Annotated in this window: 18 protein-coding genes, 1 tRNA gene and 1 pseudogene; 8 read left to right on the top strand and 12 right to left on the bottom strand. The window is 44.3% G+C overall.

Features of this window, described 5'->3' with window-relative positions; genetic code table 11:
• Positions 1-581: 581 nt before the first annotated feature.
• On the bottom strand, positions 582-1,487 hold the full coding sequence (locus R7Q38_RS22260) for a hydrogen peroxide-inducible genes activator (protein WP_005383681.1): 906 nt from the start codon (positions 1,485-1,487) through the stop codon (positions 582-584).
• Positions 1,488-1,686: 199 nt separating this feature from the next.
• Here R7Q38_RS22260 and R7Q38_RS22255 point away from each other — a divergent pair, with 199 nt between their 5' ends.
• The 3 genes from R7Q38_RS22255 (at position 1,687) to ppk2 (ending at position 4,172) form a co-directional block, all read left to right on the top strand.
• Complete coding sequence (locus tag R7Q38_RS22255; RefSeq protein ID WP_005381738.1) at positions 1,687-2,298, top strand: peroxiredoxin C; 612 nt, start codon at positions 1,687-1,689, stop codon at positions 2,296-2,298.
• A gap of 283 nt (positions 2,299-2,581) precedes the next feature.
• On the top strand, positions 2,582-3,325 hold the full coding sequence (locus R7Q38_RS22250; RefSeq protein WP_411913404.1) for a copper homeostasis protein CutC: 744 nt from the start codon (positions 2,582-2,584) through the stop codon (positions 3,323-3,325).
• Between the two features lie 70 nt (positions 3,326-3,395).
• Positions 3,396-4,172, top strand: coding sequence for a polyphosphate kinase 2 (gene ppk2, locus R7Q38_RS22245; protein ID WP_047102160.1), 777 nt, complete (start codon positions 3,396-3,398; stop codon positions 4,170-4,172).
• Between the two features lie 62 nt (positions 4,173-4,234).
• On the opposite strand, the gene phoU is transcribed toward ppk2, so the two are convergent.
• The 4 genes and pseudogenes from phoU to R7Q38_RS22225 all read right to left on the bottom strand — a co-directional run bounded on the left by phoU (position 4,235) and on the right by R7Q38_RS22225 (position 9,693).
• On the bottom strand, positions 4,235-4,933 hold the full coding sequence (phoU, locus tag R7Q38_RS22240) for a phosphate signaling complex protein PhoU (RefSeq protein ID WP_005381744.1): 699 nt from the start codon (positions 4,931-4,933) through the stop codon (positions 4,235-4,237).
• Positions 4,934-4,963: 30 nt separating this feature from the next.
• A complete protein-coding gene (gene pstB, locus R7Q38_RS22235; protein WP_213897169.1) occupies positions 4,964-5,782 on the bottom strand; it encodes a phosphate ABC transporter ATP-binding protein PstB in 819 nt (272 codons plus the stop codon).
• Between the two features lie 2 nt (positions 5,783-5,784).
• Positions 5,785-6,753: pseudogene (pstA, locus tag R7Q38_RS25180) on the bottom strand (phosphate ABC transporter permease PstA); the annotation flags it as partial.
• Positions 6,754-7,488: 735 nt separating this feature from the next.
• Positions 7,489-9,693, bottom strand: coding sequence for an ABC transporter permease subunit (locus R7Q38_RS22225; RefSeq protein ID WP_064376916.1), 2,205 nt, complete (start codon positions 9,691-9,693; stop codon positions 7,489-7,491).
• Positions 9,694-9,900: 207 nt separating this feature from the next.
• On the opposite strand from R7Q38_RS22225, the gene ppk1 reads away from it, so the two are divergent.
• Entirely contained in the window at positions 9,901-11,991 is a 2,091-nt protein-coding gene (gene ppk1, locus R7Q38_RS22220) for a polyphosphate kinase 1 (RefSeq protein ID WP_318114359.1), read from the top strand.
• Positions 11,975-13,480, top strand: coding sequence for an exopolyphosphatase (gene ppx, locus R7Q38_RS22215; RefSeq protein WP_064376917.1), 1,506 nt, complete (start codon positions 11,975-11,977; stop codon positions 13,478-13,480). Before ppk1 ends, ppx begins: the two co-directional genes overlap by 17 nt.
• A gap of 34 nt (positions 13,481-13,514) precedes the next feature.
• On the opposite strand, the gene R7Q38_RS22210 is transcribed toward ppx, so the two are convergent.
• The 3 genes from R7Q38_RS22210 to phoB are packed head-to-tail and all read right to left on the bottom strand — an operon-like array spanning position 13,515 to position 16,502.
• Positions 13,515-14,474 (bottom strand): PstS family phosphate ABC transporter substrate-binding protein, encoded by a 960-nt coding sequence (locus tag R7Q38_RS22210; protein ID WP_017633929.1) that lies wholly within the window; start codon positions 14,472-14,474, stop codon positions 13,515-13,517.
• Positions 14,474-15,772, bottom strand: coding sequence for a phosphate regulon sensor histidine kinase PhoR (gene phoR, locus R7Q38_RS22205; protein WP_005383667.1), 1,299 nt, complete (start codon positions 15,770-15,772; stop codon positions 14,474-14,476). The genes R7Q38_RS22210 and phoR overlap by 1 nt, the downstream gene beginning before the upstream one ends.
• A 40-nt stretch (positions 15,773-15,812) precedes the next feature.
• Positions 15,813-16,502 carry a phosphate regulon transcriptional regulator PhoB gene (phoB, locus tag R7Q38_RS22200; protein WP_005381752.1) on the bottom strand — a complete coding sequence of 230 codons (690 nt, stop codon included), beginning with the start codon at positions 16,500-16,502 and terminating at the stop codon, positions 15,813-15,815.
• 224 nt (positions 16,503-16,726) lie between these two features.
• On the opposite strand from phoB, the gene rdgC reads away from it, so the two are divergent.
• From rdgC to R7Q38_RS22185, 3 genes are all read left to right on the top strand, one after another.
• The gene (rdgC, locus tag R7Q38_RS22195; protein WP_017633930.1) at positions 16,727-17,641 is read left to right on the top strand and encodes a recombination-associated protein RdgC; all 915 of its coding nucleotides are present in this window, start codon (positions 16,727-16,729) and stop codon (positions 17,639-17,641) included.
• Positions 17,642-17,806: 165 nt separating this feature from the next.
• Positions 17,807-19,207 (top strand): tRNA 5-hydroxyuridine modification protein YegQ, encoded by a 1,401-nt coding sequence (gene yegQ / locus R7Q38_RS22190; protein ID WP_005381754.1) that lies wholly within the window; start codon positions 17,807-17,809, stop codon positions 19,205-19,207.
• A gap of 2 nt (positions 19,208-19,209) precedes the next feature.
• A complete protein-coding gene (locus R7Q38_RS22185) occupies positions 19,210-19,464 on the top strand; it encodes a YfhL family 4Fe-4S dicluster ferredoxin (protein WP_005381763.1) in 255 nt (84 codons plus the stop codon).
• 42 nt (positions 19,465-19,506) lie between these two features.
• Here the strand turns inward: R7Q38_RS22185 and R7Q38_RS22180 are convergent, their stop codons facing one another.
• The 4 genes from R7Q38_RS22180 to R7Q38_RS22165 form a co-directional block, all read right to left on the bottom strand.
• Positions 19,507-19,815, bottom strand: coding sequence for a hypothetical protein (locus R7Q38_RS22180; RefSeq protein ID WP_005381765.1), 309 nt, complete (start codon positions 19,813-19,815; stop codon positions 19,507-19,509).
• A 323-nt stretch (positions 19,816-20,138) separates the two neighbouring features.
• Positions 20,139-20,975 (bottom strand): penicillin-insensitive murein endopeptidase, encoded by an 837-nt coding sequence (gene mepA, locus R7Q38_RS22175; protein ID WP_017821957.1) that lies wholly within the window; start codon positions 20,973-20,975, stop codon positions 20,139-20,141.
• A 12-nt stretch (positions 20,976-20,987) separates the two neighbouring features.
• Positions 20,988-21,320 carry a DUF1904 domain-containing protein gene (locus tag R7Q38_RS22170; protein ID WP_005381768.1) on the bottom strand — a complete coding sequence of 111 codons (333 nt, stop codon included), beginning with the start codon at positions 21,318-21,320 and terminating at the stop codon, positions 20,988-20,990.
• Positions 21,321-21,793: 473 nt separating this feature from the next.
• Positions 21,794-21,870 (bottom strand) — tRNA-Trp (locus R7Q38_RS22165).
• Between the last annotated feature and the right edge of the window lie 107 nt (positions 21,871-21,977).

The raw sequence follows: 21,977 nt of genomic DNA, 5'->3' as shown, positions 1-21,977 counted from the left end.
TCAATCTTGGGCAGTCAGCGTAAAGCTACATTTGTAAGTTATGAACAACAAATTACATCCTTTAACTTTGTGTTCAACTCGTCTAGCCATGCCGATAGATTGCGTAATGCTACGTGTATTTTCAATCTAGACATAAGTCGTATCGGCCTTTAAATAAGCTATATCAACAAAGGGTTTAGTGAAACCCCCAATATAAACAAAACAGAAAATTCAAAGTTTTATTCCGCAAGGTAAAAACCATCTATCAAGCGCCTTATTTTGTAAGTTATTACGTAATAAAATTACATTAAATTTAAAGTCGTTTTATCATTTCAAACAAGCGTATGAATATAGACTGGTAAACAAACACCTTGTATTCACAAGGGCTGAAGAGATGGATTTAAACAGGGGTCAAACAAGGTATGCAGGGCTTTGTGTAAAATTAACATTGTGAAATTTCACTATTTTATGAAAGCTTCATCAAAGAAGAGCTGTAAAATTTTACAAGTCAAAGTTTACCAACAGAATAAAATACTAGAAAGCGCACTGTTTCCAGTGCGCTTTTAGATAAATAATGGAGAAGTAAGGGCTAATACTAATAGCTAAAGCAGCTCTGAAACGACTTCTGCAAGTTGATTAAATGTTTTCGTTCTTGACGAGCTCGGACGCCAAACTAAGCCGATTTCGCGATAAGCTTGTTTACCAGGAGGATCGATCACGACTAAATTCTGGTTATGCAGCAAGCCATGGTCGATAGCCATTTGAGGAATGAACGTTGTTCCCAAACCATTCGCAACCATTTGCACCAGTGTATGGAGGCTGGTTGCCGTAAACGGATTGATTTTTTCTTTGTCTGTTAATTTACACGCTGATACCGCATGTTCCGTTAAGCAATGTTCTTTCTCTAGTAGAAAGACGGATTCGTCAGGTAAATCCGCGTAACGAATCGGCACAGGGACCGATTGGGCTTGATTAGCGCTTATAACCATTCGAAACGGATCCTTACCCACTACTCGGCTTTCCATCCCATCAATTTCGACTGGTAACGCTAAAATAAGCACATCCAGCTCACCATGTCTGAGCGCTTGGAGTAAGTTTGTCGTCGTGTCTTCTCTTAATAAAAGGTTCAGTTGTGGGAAACGGTAGTTCACCTCTTGTACCAAATCACACAGTAAAAACGGAGCAATTGTTGGTATGCATCCTACTTTTAGCTGGCCTTGCATATCGTCGCCTTGGCACATACGTCCAAGCTCGACCAAATCTTGCCCTTTTGCTAACAGCTCTCGCCCCTGCTTTACTACCATTTCTCCTGTTTGGGTAAAAACCAGTGGACTTTTCTTGTCTTTCTTTTCATATAATGGACAGCCAATCAACTCCTCTAAGTTTTGAATACCCTTACTTAAAGTCGACTGACTGACAAAACAACGCTCTGCAGCGTCACTAAAATGTCTTGTTTCATGCAGTGTGACTAAATAGTGTAACTGCTTCAAACTGGGCCATTTATTCATAATTGTATTTGTATCTACCGCCGTTCCAGTGATCGAGTTAAGAGTTTTGTTATTATCGTTTTTTTCGATTAACTCAATCTATTTATTTCGCTTTTTTCAATACTACAATCTGTACTATAGTTTGTCTCGTACAAACACGAACCAAACCGACACAACTGAATTCGGTTTGGAGCTAACCATACTTTTTAGGAGCAAAAAAATGGTACTAGTAGGTCGTCAAGCCCCTGATTTTACTGCAGCAGCTGTTCTAGGTAACGGTGAAATCGTTGAAAACTTCAACTTTGCAGAGTTCACTAAAGGTAAGAAAGCAGTAGTATTCTTCTACCCACTAGATTTCACTTTCGTTTGCCCATCTGAGCTAATCGCATTCGACAACCGTCTAGCTGACTTCCAAGCTAAAGGTGTTGAAGTAATCGGTGTTTCTATCGATTCTCAGTTCTCTCACAACGCATGGCGTAACACTGCTATCGAAGATGGCGGTATCGGTCAAGTTAAGTACCCACTAGTTGCTGACGTTAAGCACGAAATCTGTAAAGCTTACGACGTTGAGCACCCAGAAGCAGGCGTTGCTTTCCGTGGTTCTTTCCTAATCGACGAAGAAGGCGTTGTACGTCACCAAGTAGTTAACGACCTACCACTAGGCCGTAACATCGACGAAATGCTACGCATGGTTGACGCTCTTAACTTCCACCAGAAGCACGGCGAAGTATGTCCTGCACAATGGGAAGAAGGTAAAGCAGGTATGGACGCATCTCCAAAAGGTGTTGCAGCGTTCCTATCTGAGCACGCAGCTGACCTAGGCAAAAAATAATAGACCTTCACCCTAGCTCAACGGGTGTGATGGTTGGATGTATATAAAGCAAAAAGCTAATGCGGAAAACCGCAAACGCCAATCAGTCTAAGTAAAGTCCTATCAAAGCCCAGAGCCTCAGCTCTGGGCTTTCTTTTTCCTTCAGATAAACCGCCAAAATGAGGTAACGCTTTAGCGTAAACTTTACCTCTATTTATCATCCCCTCCATACAGATTCTGCTTACTTGCCCTGTTAATATCTTAGCCACAACACCTATTTGTAACGTTAGCAGGATGAATGAACGTGGTTACTCACCTAGAAGTCTGTATTGATAATATTGAATCTCTGCACTACGCCATTGCTGGCGGCGCCACTCGGATTGAACTTTGCTCCTCTTTGGCTTTAGGCGGACTAACACCCAGTTATGGCTTTATGCAGCAAGCGGCTAAGCTTTCGAGTGTTCCAGTTTATGCCATGATCCGCCCACGCCAAGGTGACTTCTTCTACAATGAAGAAGAGATCGAAATGATGCGTTGGGATATTGAAGCAGCTCACCAATCAGGCTTGAGCGGTGTCGTGTTCGGCGTGCTCACTCAAGACGGTGATATTCATATGCCTTACGCGGCTACGCTGTGTGAATTTGCTCAAGCGCTTGGCTTAGGCGTGACCTTCCATCGTGCCTTTGACCAGTGTCGTGACGCTGAAAAAACTTTGGAAGAAGTGATCAGCTTAGGTTGTGAACGTATTTTAACCTCCGGTCTTGCGCCTTCAGCACCACAAGGGATCGATGTGCTTAGAGCTTTGGTTAAGCAAGCCCAAGGACGCATAGCAATCATGGCGGGGGCTGGCGTTAATGCGAGTAACGTACGTGCGTTAGTAGAAGACACTCAAGTTCCTGAAATCCATCTGTCAGGCAAAACCACACGCCCTAGCCAAATGACCTTTGTTGCTGAACAAAGCAAAATGGGCGCATCCGATGTCGATGATTTTTTAATCCCCATCACAAGTACACAAGCCATAACCGATGTCGTAGCAACTCTCAAATAGACCACCGTAACCTCACGCGCATAGCTTTTGAGTGCTAACATATTGTTTATCAAGGAGTGAGGAAAGGTGTATGTCTAAATTGAAGAAAAAGGAATACGAAAAGGAGCTCAAAAACCTTCAAGTTGAGCTCGTAAAACTTCAAGAGTGGGTCAAACACAAAGGGTTAAAAGTGGTTGTTCTGTTTGAAGGCCGTGATGCTGCGGGCAAAGGCGGAGTGATAAAGCGAATTACAGAAAAGCTAAACCCGCGTGTTTGTCGCGTAGTGGCTCTGCCTGCACCGACCGAAAAAGAAAAAACGCAATGGTACTTCCAACGTTACGTCGCTCATTTACCATCTGCTGGTGAAATCGTTTTATTTGACCGAAGTTGGTATAACCGAGCAGGTGTCGAAAAAGTCATGGGGTTCTGTACTCCAGACGAATACGAGGAGTTTTTACGCTCTTGCCCTGAATTCGAGAGAATGTTGCAACGCTCTGGGATTATTCTGATTAAGTATTGGTTTTCGGTTTCAGACGAAGAGCAGGAAAAACGTTTTCTAGGTCGAATTAATACGCCGATCAAACGTTGGAAATTCAGCCCCATGGATTTGGAGTCACGTCATCGCTGGGCGGAGTATTCGGAAGCAAAAGATAAGATGTTTGCCTATACAGACACGAAAAGCTGCCCTTGGTGGGTCGTCCCTTCAGATGACAAAAAGAAAGCGCGCTTGAACTGTATCAGTCATTTACTAAGCCAGATTGATTACAAAGCACTTGAGTACTCACCCATCGAATTACCTGAACTCAATAAAGAAGGTTACGTCAGAGCGCCCATTGATGATCAGACCTTCGTTCCTGATAAATATTGACGTGCTTTCCTTCTCTCTAATAAATAGACCAGCCTAAAAGCTGGTCTATTTATTGAAGTCAGTTACTTCAGTACGTCATCAATACTTTGATCACCTAGATGGCGTACATCTTTCCCTTTCACGAAGTAAATAATGTATTCACAGATGTTCTGGCAGCGGTCCCCCACGCGTTCAATCGCGCGCGCCGACCACATCACTTGCAGAATATTAGGGATATTTTTTGGATCTTCCATCATGTAAGTCATCAACTGACGAATCACCGCTTCATACTCGGCGTCTAGTTTGTCATCTTGTTTATGCACCTCTGCTGCCGCTTCTACATCCATGCGGGCAAACGCATCTAAAACCTGATGCAGCATATTAATTGCCTGACGGCAGAGAGGCTCTAACGACACTTGGAATTGTCGTTCTTTTGATGATGGGCTTTCAATGGCAACGTAAGCAATGCGTGTCGCCACATCACCGATGCGTTCTAAATCCGTGATCGTTTTGATGATAGCCATGATTAAGCGCAAGTCTTTTGCCGTTGGCTGACGCTTAGCAATAATGCGTGTACAGGCGTCATCGATCGAGACTTCCATCGCATTCACTTTATGATCGTCACGCACAACCTTACGCGCCAGTTCGATGTCTTCTTTATGCAAGGCTTGAATAGCATACGAAAGCTGCTGCTCTACCAAGCCTCCCATGGTTAATACATGAGTACGAATCGATTCTAGCTCTACGTTAAATTGTCCTGAAATATGACGTCCAAAGTGCATGATGTTCCTTATTCCGTATAGAGTCGCGACTTAACCGTAGCGACCCGTAATGTAATCTTCGGTCTGTTTCTTCATTGGCGAAGTGAAGATCGAGTCCGCGTCAGAGTATTCAATTAACTTACCCATATGAATGAATGCAGTATGATCGCTCACTCTCGCCGCTTGTTGCATGTTATGGGTAACGATAACCACAGTATATTGAGTCTTCAGCTCATTGATAAGCTCTTCAATGGTTAAAGTTGAGATTGGATCCAACGCTGATGTTGGCTCGTCCAATAACAGGACTTCCGGCTCAATCGCCACCGCCCGCGCAATGACCAAGCGCTGTTGCTGACCACCAGATAAGCCAAATGCGTTCTCATGCAAGCGGTCTTTTACCTCATCCCACAACGCCGCTGAGCGCAAGGATCGCTCCACTGCGTCATCTAAACTGCGGCTGTTTTTTACACCTTGTAAGCGTAAGCCATAAACTACGTTTTCATAAATAGACTTAGGAAATGGATTGGGTCTTTGAAACACCATCCCCACTCGGCGTCGAAGTGTCGCAACATCGACATTAGGACGATAAACATTCTTGCCATGGAGACGCACTTTACCTGTGACTCGACACCCTTCCACTAAGTCGTTCATGCGATTGATGCAACGTAATAACGTCGACTTTCCACACCCTGAAGGACCGATAAAAGCGGTGACTCGCCCTTTGGGAATTCGCATCGAAATATCATGCAGCGCCTGAGTTTGACCATAGAACAGATTAAGGTTCTCGATTGAGATGGCTGTTTGTTCATCCGTTAAATTATGAACATCCAATGGTGGCTCATAACCTAATGTACTATCAAAATTAAACATACTTAATCTTGTCCTAACGTTCTGTATTTTTCTCGTAAATTATTGCGAATACTGATTGCTGTTAAGTTTAGCCCGACAATCACTGTCACGAGTAAGAAAGAGGTAGCATAAACTAATGGTCGCGCCGCTTCGATGTTGGAGGTTTGAAAGCCAACATCGTAAATGTGAAAACCTAAATGCATGAACTTTCTATCCAAATGCACATAAGGGAATTGTCCGTCAACCGGTAAACTGGATGCCAATTTCACGACCCCCACCAGCATCAGTGGCGCTACTTCGCCAGCTGCACGCGCAATCGCAAGGATCAAACCTGTGATAATAGCTGGCGTCGCCATAGGCAAAACCACGCGCCATAGCGTTTCGAACTGAGTTGCACCAAGTGCCAGAGAGCCATGTCGTACGGAGCTCGGAATACGAGTTAAACCTTCTTCCGTCGTCACAATCACAACTGGAAGCGTCAGCACGGCAAGAGTTAGTGCAGACCATAACAAACCCGGCGTACCAAAGGTTGGTGCCGGTAGCTTCTCCGCATAGAATACGTTGTCGATAGAGGCACCTATCGTATAAACGAAGAAACCTAAACCAAACACGCCATAAACAATCGATGGAACACCCGCTAGGTTTATGACTGCAATACGAATAACTCTGGTTAGAGCGTTATTCTTAGCATATTCATGTAGATAGATAGCGGCGATCACCCCAAGTGGCATCACAATGATCGACATGATGAGTACTAAGAAAACCGTACCAAATATCGCAGGGAACACGCCTCCTTCGGAGTTTGACTCTCTTGGATCTTCAGATAAAAACTTCCAAACCTGTTTTCCCCAATGCATGACTTTATCAGGCAATGACATTTGGTTTGGATACCAATAGTCCAAAATGTCTTCGAGCGGGATCGATACTTGTGACCCCGTCATATCCTCGGCAATCAAGGCATAGTCAGAGAGCTGAAGTCGTAAACCATCAAGTTGCAAATCTAACGTCGCAAGCGCTTTTTCTATCTGCTCTTTTTTCGTCTGATTTTCCTTTAAGAAGCTTTCTGTCAGCGTGTCATTCAATTCATGCTTGCGCTTTTCTAATCGCAACTGCTCTAGCTTCCAACCAAGCTCTTTAAGCTGATCGACCACCAAAGAATCAATCTCATGGCGCAGAGTTTCTGCATCATCAAGCTTTTTATTTAGTATCGATTGAATATCACTGGTGTATATATTATTGCCATCTTGAAACGCCACCAGCTTACCAAAGAAATAACCACCGCTACTGCGCTCTATCACCGCCCACTCTTTTGGCGTCGTGGGCTCATCCAACTGCATTTGCAATACGGAGATAAAATCGGCGGGGTACAACTCTCGGTTAGCGATTTTGATGTTGAGTCGCGTGGCAAAATCTTCATCGTCTTCTAACTGTTGTGCTGCGCTTTCAGGCAAATAACTCTTCGGTACAAAGCTGCGCTCATACACTTGACCAATCAGAATAGTATTTTCATGTAGCACTTCGCCTTGTACAGGAGTCAGCGCTGCAACATTCCACTGATACAAGGGCGCTGGCCAAAAGTAAGTCAGGCCTTTCCAGCCGATAAGGAGTAACAACCCTAATACCGACAACAAACTGATGCTGACTGCACCGCCTGTTAGCCATATCCACGGTGCGCCAGAACGAATCCAATTTAACACGTTATTACTCGCTCTTTATTCAAACCATTATTACAACGCACGGTACTTATCTCTCAGTCTCTGACGAACCCACTCCGCAAGCGCGTTTACTGCAAACGTAAACACAAACAAAATCAATGCAGCTAGGAACAGCAGGCGATAATGCGAACTTCCAACTTCCGACTCTGGCAACTCAACGGCGATGGTTGCCGATAAGCTGCGCAATCCTTCCAAAATATTCCAATCCATTAATGGCGTATTGCCCGTTGCCATTAACACAATCATGGTTTCGCCAACAGCGCGTCCCAGGCCCATCATAATGGCAGAAAAAATACCTGGACTTGCAGTAAGCAAGACAACATAGATTAAAGTTTGCCAAGGCGTGGCCCCTAATGCCAAAGAGCCATCCGATAAATGCTTCGGTACAGAGAAAATGGCATCTTCGGCAATGGTAAAAATCGTCGGGATAACAGCAAACCCCATCGCTAACCCCACCACCAATGCATTGCGTTGATCGTAACCAATACCATGCTCGGTTAAGAATAAGCGCATATCGCCACCAAAGAACGTCTGCTCAATCGTAGGCGAAATCCACACTCCAAGCCCAATCAGTACCAATATGACAGGCATGAGCACTAAAGCATGCCAACCATTAGGCAGACGATTCCGCAAAGGTTGCGGTATTAATGCCCATAGCCCGCCCATAATCATGGTGCTCAAGGGCAAAACAAACAGCATAACGACGATCGTAATCAGGTGATCTTCGACAATAGGCGCGAACCACAGCCCCGCGAGGAAACCAATGATCACCGTCGGCAGTGCTTCCATTAGCTCAATCGACGGTTTTACGACACGACGCATGCGTGGCGACATAAAGTAAGCCGTATAAATAGCACCTAGCACTGCGAGCGGTACTGAAAACAGCATCGCAAACATCGCCGCTTTTATCGTCCCAAACGCAATAGGTACTAGGCTGAACTTAGCCTCAAAGTTATCGCTCGCCGAAGTCGATTGCCACACAAATTCAGGCTCAGGATACCCTTCGTACCACACTTCTTGCCATAATGAGGACAATGAAATTTCTGGATAGGCATTGTCCACTTCCGCAACATTTAACGCATTATTTTGCCAAGTGATTAAGTAGCGTTCATTGTTAGACATTGCTGCGATTGCGGGCGCTTGATTGTACGCACGCTTAAACAACACCAGTTTTTCACTGGTTGTATAATGGCTTTGCAACGTGCCGTTGGTGTAAAAGCTATAAAATCCTTTTCGATGAGAATCCGGCAACAAATACTTAAGCTCTGATGCCAATTTAAAATCACGAATATGCGTTAACGTGCGTTTTTCTTCTTGCAGCGTATCAAACCATTGCGACACCCGACCATCGTTGTGCGTCACCAAAAGCGAGTAAGCACCAGCCAATAAGTCTATCGTACGAACGGAATGCTTCTTATCACCTTGAGTGAGATCGACCACCTCTCGCACAGCAAATTTACGTGCGGTTTTCTTTAACACGATCAACTCAGAGCCATCGCGCAAATAAAGCGTTTCACCGTCAGGTGTCAACAACATTTGCTGAGGCGTATTAAAGCCTGAAGAGAACGTAAAATCGATCGTTGTAGGAGACGTACCCAAAGACGAAGCCACTTGCCAGCGAGCTTTCACTTCACCGCTTTGCGTCTGCCAAACAACCGTTGGTAAGGGCGTCGAAGCTGCAAATACAAACTGAGTCACAGGATCTTGAGGCGTACTTAGTGTCAGATCCATGCTGGTGTCTAGCTCAATCACTTCCGGAGGACGTGTATTTTCTCTCAATGTGGCATTAAATTCTGGCTTGAAAAGGTTCGCTTTACCCTGCCCATCAACAAATCCATACCAACCTAGCCCAGGAGCAGATTGAGAGAAAGCGACGGGTTTCTGGACGATTTGCTGTTTATACACCGCAGGTTTCGTAGGATCGTCCATCGACAAATATTGAATCTCACCACTTTGGGTTAGGACGAACGCAAGCTGAGCGTAATCATCCACTGAAATCGCAAGTGGTGTTTCAATATGAGTGGCTCGAATGGCTTGGTTGGTTTTGATCTCCGCATCAGAAAAAAGCGGAATGATCACCATGGCGAGGTAGACAAAGATCAAAATAAGCGCCGCGAGTACGCCGACACCACCGGATGTCACTGCAAGTCGAACTAAACGATCTTTTATCAGTCGTTTCTTATCTTTTTCCTGCAATGAAAACTCGGCTTGTGCCATTTAAATCTCTACCTTTTTTGACTTAGTACTAGAATATGTCGTTAAGATGACAATTATATTACAGATCACATTAAACACCTGAAAAGAATACAACTCTTATGCAATGCGTGGTATGAAATAAATCTGTAATGAAAATCTCATAATGTTCTCACTCATCCATTTTTCCAAGATGAGTACGTATTACTTCACTTTTGGCTAGGTAAGGTTATGAGCGCAGAAAAACTATATATAGAAAAAGAGCTGAGTTGGTTGTCTTTCAACGAACGAGTATTACAAGAAGCTGCCGATAAAACCGTCCCTTTGATCGAACGTATTCGCTTTCTTGGGATCTTTTCCAACAATTTAGATGAATTTTACAAAGTACGCTTTGCGGACGTGAAGCGCAGAATCCTAATCAGCCAAGAGCGCGGTGGCAGTGATAGCCCTAAACGACTGTTAACCAAAATGCAGTCGAAAGCACTAAAGCTTAACGAACAATTTGATGAGCTTTACAGCGAATTGATTCGAGAAATGGCACGACGTCGCATTTTCTTGGTCAACGAACAACAACTGGATGAATCGCAACAAAAGTGGATCGCAAAATACTTCCGTAGAGAGGTAATGCCGCATATCACTCCCCTCCTAATGAAAGACGAGATCGATGTTCTGCAATTTCTCAAAGACGAGTACGCTTACATCGCCGTAGAACTGCGTAAAGAAGAACATTACCAGTACGCTCTGATCGAAATTCCGACCGATCACCTTCCCCGCTTTGTGATGGTACCAGAACAGAAAGGAAAGCGTCGAAAAACCATCATCTTACTTGATAATATTATCCGCCACTGTTTGGACGAGCTGTTCAAAGGCTTTTTTGATTATGATGAGCTTAGCGGCTATGCGATGAAAATGACGCGTGACGCTGAATACGATTTACGCAATGAAATCGAGTACAGCTTGCTTGAACAAATGTCAGAGGGTGTCAATCAGCGACTGACAGCAAAGCCCGTTCGCTTCGTCTACGAACGCGATATGCCGCCTCAAATGTTAGAGTTTCTGTGTAACAAACTTAATATCTCTAACTACGATAACCTTATCCCCGGCGGACGCTATCACAACTTTAAAGACTTCATCGGCTTTCCAAATGTTGGACGAGAATATCTTGAAAATAAACCTCTCCCGCCAATGAAATGTGCCGATTTCGAAGGTTATGCCAACAGCTTTGACGCGATTAAAGCGAAAGATATTCTGCTCTATTATCCCTACCACACTTTTGACCATATTAGTGAGTTAGTGCGCCAAGCCTCCTTCGATCCCAAAGTACTTAGTATCAAGATTAACATTTATCGCGTCGCGAAAGATTCTCGCTTGATGAACTCTTTAATTGATGCGGTGCACAACGGCAAAAATGTCACTGTGGTCGTCGAACTGCAAGCTCGCTTTGATGAAGAAGCCAATATCGAATGGTCAAAAGTATTAACCGAAGCGGGTGTGCACGTCATCTTTGGTGCGCCTGGTCTTAAGATTCACTCAAAGCTACTGATGATTAGCCGCCGCGAAGGTGAAGAAATTATTCGCTACGCACACATCGGCACAGGCAACTTCCATGAGAAGACGGCACGAATTTATACCGACTTCTCCCTGCTTACGGCAGATCAAGAAATCACTAATGAAGTCCGTAATGTCTTCGGTTACATTGAGAATCCATACCGACCAGTGAAGTTCAATCACCTTATGGTATCTCCTCGTAATTCTCGAACCCAAATCTACCGCTTAATTGATAATGAAATTGCGAATGCCAAGCTAGGGAAAAAAGCCGCTCTTACGATCAAGGTCAATAACCTAGTCGATAAAGGCATCGTCAATAAGCTTTATGGAGCAAGTACTTCCGGTGTAAAAATAAACATGATCATTCGAGGTATGTGCTCATTAGTACCGGGCATTGAGGGGATCAGCGACAATATTCGCATCATCAGTATTGTTGACCGCTTTCTTGAGCACCCTCGCGTGGTGATCACCCACAATGATGGCGATCCGCAAGTTTATATCTCCTCCGCAGACTGGATGACAAGAAATATTGATCACCGTATCGAGGTAGCAGTACCAGTCCGTGATCCACGTTTGAAACAGAGAATTATTGATATAACGAATATCCATTTTACCGATACAGTAAAGGCTCGTTTAATAGATAAAGAAATGAGTAACGCTTACGTACCACGAGGTAATCGCAAAAAAGTTCGCTCTCAAATCGCTATCTATGGCTATCTTAAAAATATAGAAAAGCAAACTAGAAAACAAAATTCAGATGCCTCAAATACTTGAACAAGATACTCGCTACATTGCCGCGATAGACCTCGGCTCAAACAGTTTCCATATGGTGGTGGCCAAAGTTGTTGGCAGTGACCTACAACTGGTTAGTCGTCATAAACAACGTGTTCGCTTAGCATCAGGACTCGACAGTGAAATGAACTTAAGTCACGCCGCAATGGAGCGTGCGCTAGAATGCTTAGCCATGTTCGCTGAGAGGCTGCAAGGGCTTGATGAGTCAAATGTACGTATCGCCGCCACACACACACTAAGACGCGCTAAAAATGCCCACCTTTTCATCGAGCGTGCGAAAGAAGTGATGCCTTTCCCGATAGAAATTATCCCTGGAGAAGAAGAAGCCCGCCTGATTTACTTAGGCGTCGCGCACACTCAAGTAGAATCCAACTCCAAACTAGTCATCGATATCGGAGGCGGCAGTACCGAAATGATTATTGGACAAGAATTTGAGCCTGAGCTTCTCAACAGTAAACAGATGGGATGTGTCAGTTTTACAGAGCAATACTTTAAAAACGGCAAACTGTCAGGAAAAAACTTCAGCAAGGCGATGTTAGCTGCCGAACAAAAACTCGAGTCCATCGCTTCAACATATCGTAAAAAGGGCTGGGATATTGCTCTCGGCTCATCAGGAACCATCAAGGCGATTCAAGAAGTGCTAGTAGGATTAGGTTTTGAAGATGGCCTGATCACAGCGAGTCGACTGGATACACTTATCGAAACTCTGTGTAAATTTGATTCCATTGAAGATATTGAGCTGGCGGGTCTAACAGAAGAACGTAAACCCGTATTCGCAGCAGGCGTAGCGATTTTGTCCGCGATTTTCAAAGCGCTTCGCATTGAGCAAATGTTTTTCTCCGATGGTGCTCTACGCGAAGGCCTGTTGTACGAAATGGAAGAACGTTTCGCACGCTCCGATATTCGCATGCGCACCACAGAAAATTTAGCCAACAAGCACCGAGTCGACTTAGAGCATGCCGCTCGTGTTAAGGGGCATGCACGTGAGATGTTATGTCAGGTACGCTCTGAACTAGGCATTAAGAAAAAGAGTGAGTTATTTGACTTACTAGAATGGGCAGCGTTGCTTCATGAAGTCGGATTAAGTATCAACTTGCGTAGTTTCCATCGCCACTCTTTTTATATTCTGTTGCACTCCACCCTACAAGGTTTCAACCGTGAGCAGCAATTAGTGCTTGCAACATTAGCTCGCTTCCAGCGTAAAGCGCTCAAATTGCAAGAACTACCAGATTTCAACCTCTATAAACAGAGTGACGTTATAAGCCTCATCAAAATATTACGACTTTCTATCGTATTAAATGGGCAGCGTAATGAAGATCCATTGCCTGATATCACCTTATCTATCAAAAATGACGAATGGATTCTCACATGCACAGATGAAGCATGGCTAGAAAACAATAAATTACTTCACGCGGATTTACAGGAAGAACAAGAACGTTGGGACAGCGCGAAGTGGACACTCACTTTCTGATCTCGTACTCTTCATACCTAAATAAAAAGTCGGCTTACAGGCCGACTTTTTTTAACTCTTCTTCTGCAAAGTCTGCCGTAATGGGCACATAACCATCTTTCTCAACCAACGCTTGTCCCTGAGCAGAAAAGATAAAGCGAATAAACTCAGCTTCAATTGGTGTTAATGGGTAATCAGGGTGCTTATTCACGTAAACATATAAGTAACGTGATAGTGGGTACTTACCACTAACAATATGTTCTCGCGTTGGAGTCACGTAGTCATTTCCCATTTTAGCCACAGGGACTAAGCGCACGCCTGCCACTCGATAACCGACACCGGAATAACCAATTCCACTGATGGTTGACGCTACAGCTTGCACAACTGACGCGGAGCCTGGCTGCTCGTTAACTCGGGTCTTGAAATCCCCGCCACACAAGGCATTGCTTTTGAAGTAACCGTAAGTTCCAGAAACGGAGTTACGACCAAACAACTGGACGTTTCGCTTTGCCCACTGTGATTCAAGACCGAGTTGCTGCCAGTTTGTGACAAATTGACTTTCACCACAGCGCAGCGTGGCAGAAAACAAAGCATCTAACTGACTAAAGTTAAGCCCTTGAATTGGATTATCTTGATGAACAAAAATACCGATTGCATCGATGGCGACCCTGAGCGCAGTTGGCTTGTAGCCATGTTCACGTTCAAACGCTTCAACCTCTCTTAAACGCATAGGGCGGCTCATGGGACCAAACTGAGCTGTTTGTTCGGTCAATGCTGGGGGGGCAGTAGAAGAGCCAGATGCTTGGACTTGCGCATTAATATTCGGGTAAATGGATTTAAACTCTTCAACCCAAAGCGTTGTCATACCCGCAAGTGTATCGGAGCCAACAGAGAGCAAGTTCCCGACAATCCCAGTCGTTTTATGATAATTCGGCAATGGTTTATCTTGAGCAACAGCCATACCGGAGCAAGCAAGAACCAGTAGACTGAACACTTTTGCGACTCTTAATGCCATTATTTCACCACCAAACGTTCAGGCAATACAAAAGAAAACTTACTGCCCACGCCCACTTCACTGTGAATTTCCAAATGAGAATCATGGTGGCTCAGCGCATGTTTCACAATAGCCAACCCTAACCCACTCCCTCCGGTATCGCGTGATCTTGCTTTATCGACGCGATAAAAACGCTCAGTAAGTCGATGGAGGTGCTGAGGCTCTATACCATCACCACTATCCTCCACCTCTAAGCATGCGCCTTGAGATGTCTGGAACCAACGAACATTAATGTTCGCGCCAGGCGGTGTGTATTTGACAGCATTATAAACGAGGTTAGAGATAGCACTACGTAACTGGTCATCATCGCCCAGTACGCGTAGGCTAGCATCAACATCAAATTTCAATTTATGTTGGTTGTCCCCGCTAAGGCTGACCGCCTCTTTTTCTAACACTTCAAGCATCGCAGGCACATTCACGACTTCCTCAAGTTCATGCATAGGTGCCGCTTCAATTTTAGATAGTGTCAGTAGTTGGTTCACCAAACTGTTCATGCGGTTGAGCTGCTCCGTCATGACACCATGAGCTTTGCTCCACATTGGACCCACGACCATATCAGGGTCTTCTGTCATCTCAAGATAACCTTGTAGCACCGTCATTGGTGTACGCAGTTCATGAGATACGTTGGCAAAGAAGTTGCGACGCATTCCCTCAAGTTGTTTTAATTGGCTCACATCACGCACTACCATCAAGTGCTCACCCTCGGTATACGGTACGATACGCAATTCCAGCATGCGTTCGACGTTGAGTGGTGAACGCATTTCTAATGGCTCTGAGAAGTCTTTCTTGTTGAGGTACTTGATAAAATCAGGTGTACGAATGAGATTGGAGATAGGTTGACCTGAATCTTCTGGCCAATGGAAGCCCAGTAAGTGCTGAGCCAGCTTGTTGCACCAAACAATATTACCTTCAGCACGGAATACCACTACGGCATCGGGTAGCGATTCTGCACCATTTCGGAATCGACGAATAAGATTAGTAAGCTCTTTTCGTTTGCGGCGTTGGCGCTGTTGTAAGCGATACAACCCATTGAACAAAGATTCCCAGTTACCGCTACCAGACGGTGGCGTGAGGCGTTTTTCATCCCATAACCAAGAAGATAAACGTACTTGGTTATGCAAATGCCATACAAGCTGCAATGCCGTAGCTGCCAAAAGCAACCACGGCATATAACCGAATATCCAACCTACTATCACCCATGGGGTGTAAAAAAAAGCCAGCTCCCAGGCCAGCTTTTTCCACGTTAATCTTTCAACCACTCATAACTCCAGAAATGGTACCGATAAGCTGCGTGTTAATTTATGCCTTCGTCGAGAAGCGGTATCCAGCACCACGAACAGTTTGGATCAGCTTATCATGCCCTGCAGCTTCCAATGCTTTACGCAGACGGCGAATATGGACATCGACCGTACGGTCTTCGACATACACGTTAGTGCCCCAAACATTGTTTAATAGCTGCTCACGGCTGTATACGCGTTCTTGATGCGTCATGAAAAAATGAAGCATCTTAAATTCTGTTGGGCCCATGTCTAATGGCGCATCATTAGCCGTAACACGGTGCGATACAGGGTCAAGCTTCAATCCCTGTACATCAATTACATCTTCTAGTGCAGTCGGAGTAACGCGACGAATGACCGCTTTTAAGCGTGCAACCAACTCTTTAGGAGAGAATGGCTTAGTAATGTAGTCATCCGCACCGACTTCTAAACCGCGCACTTTATCTTCTTCTTCACCACGAGCGGTAAGCATCACAACTGGAATGTTGCGCGTTAATTCCTCTCGCTTCATATGTTTGATGAAGTTAATGCCACTACCGCCTGGTAACATCCAATCCAGTAAAACTAAATCAGGGAAGGGTTCAGCCAGTTTGGTTACTGCAGTATCGTAATCTTCCGCTTCTACCGCTTGGTAACCTTTCTGCTCAAGTACGAAGCACAGCATTTCGCGAATAGGAGCTTCGTCTTCAACAACCAGAATCCTTCTAGACATAATTGAGTAACCTTATGTTCGTTGAGCTAATGAATTTAAGAGACACAGCGCCTCTCTTTGCATAAGCATTATCACTACCAATTATGACACTTTTGTGACCTTTGAAAACAAATTTTCATATAACTTTCTTTTGAGGTTCATTCGGATATTTTTCATTTCTATTAAGACATCAGCACAAAAATTCCCTATGATTAGTCCCTTGTCATCAAGCCTAGAGAAGATTTATGTGGTTTAAAAACTGTCTGGTATACCGCGTTAACCGCGAGGTTACTTTTAACGCCGAACAACTAGAAACTCAGCTGTCTGAATTCCAATTCACCCCGTGTGGCAGTCAAGACAAACAGAAATTTGGCTGGGTCAGTGCAATGGGTAGACATGGCGATATGATGACTCACGTGTCAGAAAACCGCATTCTGATTTGCGCCAAGAAAGAAGAGAAAATGCTACCTGCCTCTGTGATCAAAGAATCATTGAATGCAAAAGTAGAAGCAATGGAAGCGCAAGAAGGTCGTCCTCTGAAGAAGAAAGAGAAAGACAACCTGAAAGATGACATCGTAATGGATTTACTGCCGCGCGCATTCAGCCGCAGCAGCCACACTCACGTGCTCATCATGCCAAAAGAAGGTTTTATCCTTGTTGATGCAAGCAGCTATAAAAAAGCAGAAGATGTATTAGCATTGCTTCGTAAAACCATGGGTAGTTTACCTGTTGTGCCTGCTATTCCAGAAGTGGCGATTGAAACTACGCTAACCGAGTGGGTGAAAAGCGGTGACACACCTCAAGGTATCAGCATGATGGACGAAGCTGAGCTAAAATCCGTACTTGAAGAAGGTGGTGTGATTCGCTGTAAGAAGCAAGAGCTAACCACTGATGAAATCCGCAACCACATCGCTGCGGATAAAGTCGTGACGAAACTTGCGCTTAATTGGCAAGATCGTATTGAGTTCATTATGACGGAAGATGCAGGCATCAAACGTCTAAAATTCTCTGATGAATTGAAAGATCAAAACGATGATATTCCACGTGAAGATCAAGCAGCTCGATTTGATGCAGACTTCTCTCTAATGTGTGGAGAGTTCAGTGCTTTCCTTCCCAACCTATACGATGCGCTAGGCGGCTTACCGAATCCTAACGCTTAATTTTGTATAAAGGTTAACCATAACGCCCTCACTTTTTTTGAGGGCGTTTTTCTATCTGAAGCACAATTACCCTAGTCACAGTTCACATTTTGACGTAAAATTTGCGCCCCATTTCCATTAGGTGGAATTGGCCTGACTTGTGATCAGATAAAAGAGAATTGAGCAATGACAACTGAGAAAGCATTCGTGCCTGAGCTACTATCTCCAGCGGGCAGCCTGAAAAACATGCGTTACGCATTCGCCTACGGGGCAGATGCAGTTTACGCTGGCCAACCTCGCTACAGCCTTCGCGTACGTAACAACGAGTTTAACCACGAGAACCTAAAAATCGGTATCGATGAAGCCCACGCCCTAGGCAAAAAGCTTTATGTGGTATGTAACATTCAACCACACAACTCGAAGCTAAAAACGTTCATCCGTGATCTTAAGCCAATCGTAGAGATGGGTCCTGACGCATTGATCATGTCAGATCCAGGCCTAATTATGATGGTTCGTGAAGCTTTCCCAGAAATGCCAATTCACCTTTCTGTACAAGCAAACGCTGTAAACTGGGCGACCGTTAAGTTCTGGGCAGCGAATGGCGTGGAACGTGTGATCGTTTCTCGCGAGCTGTCTCTAGAAGAAATCGAAGAAATTCGTGAGCATTGCCCTGAAACTGAGCTTGAAGTATTCGTTCACGGTGCATTATGCATGGCTTACTCTGGTCGTTGCCTACTTTCTGGCTATATCAACAAACGTGACCCTAACCAAGGCACTTGCACTAACGCATGCCGCTGGGAATACAAAGTTGAAGAGGGTAAAGAAAACGACGCTGGTGATATCGTAGAGAAATTCGACCCGACTGAAGCACAGCCTGTCGAAGTACAAGACGAGCGCCCTGAAACCACAATTGGTCGCGGCAAACCAACAGATGAAGTCGTTCTGCTTTCTGAAGCGCACCGTCCAGAAGAAAAAATGGCGGCTTACGAAGATGAGCATGGTACTTACATCATGAACTCTAAAGACCTACGAGCGGTTCAGCACGTTGAACGCTTAACTAAGATGGGTGTTCACTCATTGAAAATTGAAGGTCGTACTAAATCGTTCTACTACTGCGCACGTACCGCTCAAGTTTATCGTAAAGCAATTGATGATGCTGTAGCAGGTCGACCATTCGATGAAAGCCTAATGGGTACACTAGAAAGCCTAGCTCACCGTGGCTACACTGAAGGCTTCCTACGCCGTCATACACACGATACTTACCAAAACTACGATTACGGTTACTCAGTCTCTGATGCTCAACAGTTTGTTGGTGAATTCACTGGCAAACGTCGTGGTGACATGGCTGAAGTAGAAGTAAAAAATAAGTTTCTTGTCGGTGATAGCCTTGAACTAATGACGCCAAAAGGCAATATTGTTTTCACGCTAGAGGCAATGGAAAACCGCAAGTCAGAGTCTATTGAAGACGCGAAAGGAAACGGTCACTTTGTATTCATTCCAGTACCAGCAGAGCTAGATTTAGAATATGGCCTATTAATGCGTAATCTAAACTCAGGGCAGGACACCCGTAACCCGACTGGTAAGTAACCATGGCCTTGCTCATTACTGATAAATGCATTAACTGCGACATGTGTGATCCCGAATGCCCCAATGGGGCAATCAGTATGGGAGAGAGCATTTTCGAAATTGATCCAGCGCTATGTACAGAGTGTAAGGGGCATTACGAAAAGCCGACCTGTCAGTCAGTGTGTCCAATTACAAAATGCATAATCACTGATCCGAACCATGTCGAAACTGAAGAGCAGTTGCTTGAAAAATTCGTGATTATTCAAGGGTTAGCATAAGAGCAATTAGGTTCAACTTTGGCATCAAAGTTGAACCTTTTCTCAACCTGATTTTTCAATAGGGATAATATTGCAGAACAGCTCTTTTTCAAAATGATACTCTAGTCTCTCACGCCAATTTTCCGCTTGAGAAACAGGTATTAAATAAAAGTTTTCTCGGCTCGTATCAGTAACGAAAGCCATTCCATATTGCATCAGCTCATAATGCACATCATTAACAAAACCCGGATCAAGGCGTTGACGCCCAGTCAGGTGATTCACATCCTCTCGAGTCAAAGAGACTCCTTTAGTATCACTGCTAAATCTGTGTCTTAACCACTCTGCAAATTCTTTTGCACAAATCATAGTCATGGTTTTGTCCTTGATTTACTCTTCTAACAGGAAAAGGGCATATCCCTGCCTTACACACTTGTCTGCGTTGTTATCGCTTTTTAGCCAACTGACAGACATATTGCTAAGAAACCAGAGTATCGTGACGAAAGATCTTTTTCTAAACAGAGAAGTTACAACTTACCCATACTACAACTCTTTGTTTAATTTAGATTTCTATAATATGTCCCCAAAACTAATTGGGTTAGCTTTTGTATTGGTACTATTCAATGTAGACAAAAGTATGATGTTTCTCCAGTTTCATAAAAGAGATCACCAAGTACAGATAAACTTGAAGAGTAACACTAATTAGGATTGATAAGCGGCAAGCATTGAGGTGGAACGACTTTTTTTCGTTTAGGCTTAGAGGTTGTTTTTACCCGTTGAGGGGGATCAGTAGGTTTTGCTTTCGGGGCCCAACTTGCAAGCTCAGCACCGCAACCATCACCTACTGGAGGTGGTGCTTGATCAACACAATAGTCGCTCGAATCAGGACAAGATAACCTGACGTGAAAGTGGTAATGATGCCCCCACCATGGACGTACTTTACGTAACCAAGAACGATCTTTGCCGTTTTCTTGCAAGCAAAGTTGCTCCTTAATAACAGGATGTACAAAAATTCGTGCAACATCCTTACTTTTTGAAGCGTACCGAATTAGCTTAAAGTGCCGTTCTTCCCAGCGATGATTAAGTATGGAATAACCTTTTAAATCCACCACACTCATGGGCTTAGGAAGTTGTAATTCGTTATAAGAAAGCGGTTGGTCAGCAAGCCTTAACCAGATATCGATATCTAACCCGGTTTGATGACTAGAATGACCAGAGGAGAACCTTCCACCTCTAGGTAAAGACAAATCACCAATTAGCAGAGTGGTGTTGAGATTTTGATGAGCTTTAAGCGCCAGATTTTCAATAAACTCTATCGTTTTAGGGTGCCCATAGTAGCGCTTCGTTTTACTACGTAAGACTTGATAACCAACGCCATCGAGAGGCAAGGGTAATGCACCATCTAAACAACCGTTAGCATAACTACCAATAGAGGAGGAAGAGTTTCGGGTAGGATTAACCGCAGACTCCCAAGGAGTAGAACATACTGAAGCTGAGAAACATAAACCCAAAGTTACAATGAAACTCAGCCTCATAGCCTTTAACCTTTAGTAGTGTTCGCCATTATCGTAATAAGCTTTAGGAGATAAGGCGGAAAAGATAACTGCAACATCAATATCAGCACCAGCGATACCGCGCACTTGTTGCGTAATAAGCTTGGCAACTTCATCTTGCACTTCCTGGCCACGGTCGAACCAAAGCACTTCGACAAAAGGATATGCAGCACTCACCTCACCCTCATTGAAAAACGTAGTGTAGATATACTCAAAAGTAAAATCCTCACGCGGACAGTCCATTAGAGGCTGAAGTTCATCCGTAAGGGGTTTTGATAATGCCTGAACAGCTTGTGGCTCTACAGCACGGAATCGAAAATGTGGCATAAACTTACTTCCTAATTATTAGCATTAATGCATGATGATAACAGGAACCAAGTCAGTAATCATCCAAGCCAATGTAACCACTGACCTTTCAATAGATTGTGAATCAGATGTGCTCGATAACGAAGAAAAAGTGTTATGAAATTCGAAGGTAAAACAGAAAGAGCAAAGCGATACATCAACATTTAGTAATTACATTACTAGAAAATAAAACTATCTGAAGCAAAGGTATGCCATATTCGTTGGATAAACATACACCTGACGTCGAAACTATACGTTAGGAATAAAAGAGCCCCTGACCTAAGCCAGAGCTTATGAACATGGGGGATAGGTGAAGTGGACCAATATCCCGGAGATATGAACTTTCAATCCCCCGATACTTTGGTATCAGAGGAATCGACAACTCTCCAACTAGTCAGATTCTCTTTTCTTCAGATGCAAAAAAGCCCCAGCATTACTGCTGAGGCTTTAGAGTATGGCAGGGGTGGAGAGATTCGAACTCCCAACACGCGGATTTGGAATCCGCTGCTCTGCCAATTGGAGCTACACCCCTGTAATTCGTGTTTATTGAGACGACGCTCAAATAAGTGGCGGAGTGGACGGGACTCGAACCCGCGACCCCCGGCGTGACAGGCCGGTATTCTAACCAACTGAACTACC

The sequence above is a fragment of the Vibrio sp. Vb0598 genome, assembly GCF_033338935.1.
GTDB classification, from domain to species: Bacteria; Pseudomonadota; Gammaproteobacteria; order Enterobacterales; family Vibrionaceae; genus Vibrio; species Vibrio alginolyticus.
This window is presented reverse-complemented; position numbering and strand designations above follow the sequence as displayed.

Coding starts and splice junctions, on each gene's coding strand:
- R7Q38_RS22210 (WP_017633929.1), bottom strand. CDS start 14,474: ATGGCATTAAGAGTCGCAAAAGTGTTCAGTCTACTGGTTCTTGCTTGC.
- ppk1 (WP_318114359.1), top strand. CDS start 9,901: ATGAGCGCAGAAAAACTATATATAGAAAAAGAGCTGAGTTGGTTGTCT.
- mepA (WP_017821957.1), bottom strand. CDS start 20,975: ATGAGGCTGAGTTTCATTGTAACTTTGGGTTTATGTTTCTCAGCTTCA.
- rdgC (WP_017633930.1), top strand. CDS start 16,727: ATGTGGTTTAAAAACTGTCTGGTATACCGCGTTAACCGCGAGGTTACT.
- ppx (WP_064376917.1), top strand. CDS start 11,975: ATGCCTCAAATACTTGAACAAGATACTCGCTACATTGCCGCGATAGAC.
- yegQ (WP_005381754.1), top strand. CDS start 17,807: ATGACAACTGAGAAAGCATTCGTGCCTGAGCTACTATCTCCAGCGGGC.
- R7Q38_RS22255 (WP_005381738.1), top strand. CDS start 1,687: ATGGTACTAGTAGGTCGTCAAGCCCCTGATTTTACTGCAGCAGCTGTT.
- pstB (WP_213897169.1), bottom strand. CDS start 5,782: ATGTTTAATTTTGATAGTACATTAGGTTATGAGCCACCATTGGATGTT.
- R7Q38_RS22185 (WP_005381763.1), top strand. CDS start 19,210: ATGGCCTTGCTCATTACTGATAAATGCATTAACTGCGACATGTGTGAT.
- phoU (WP_005381744.1), bottom strand. CDS start 4,933: ATGCACTTTGGACGTCATATTTCAGGACAATTTAACGTAGAGCTAGAA.
- ppk2 (WP_047102160.1), top strand. CDS start 3,396: ATGTCTAAATTGAAGAAAAAGGAATACGAAAAGGAGCTCAAAAACCTT.
- R7Q38_RS22180 (WP_005381765.1), bottom strand. CDS start 19,815: ATGACTATGATTTGTGCAAAAGAATTTGCAGAGTGGTTAAGACACAGA.
- R7Q38_RS22170 (WP_005381768.1), bottom strand. CDS start 21,320: ATGCCACATTTTCGATTCCGTGCTGTAGAGCCACAAGCTGTTCAGGCA.
- phoB (WP_005381752.1), bottom strand. CDS start 16,502: ATGTCTAGAAGGATTCTGGTTGTTGAAGACGAAGCTCCTATTCGCGAA.
- R7Q38_RS22225 (WP_064376916.1), bottom strand. CDS start 9,693: ATGGCACAAGCCGAGTTTTCATTGCAGGAAAAAGATAAGAAACGACTG.
- R7Q38_RS22260 (WP_005383681.1), bottom strand. CDS start 1,487: ATGAATAAATGGCCCAGTTTGAAGCAGTTACACTATTTAGTCACACTG.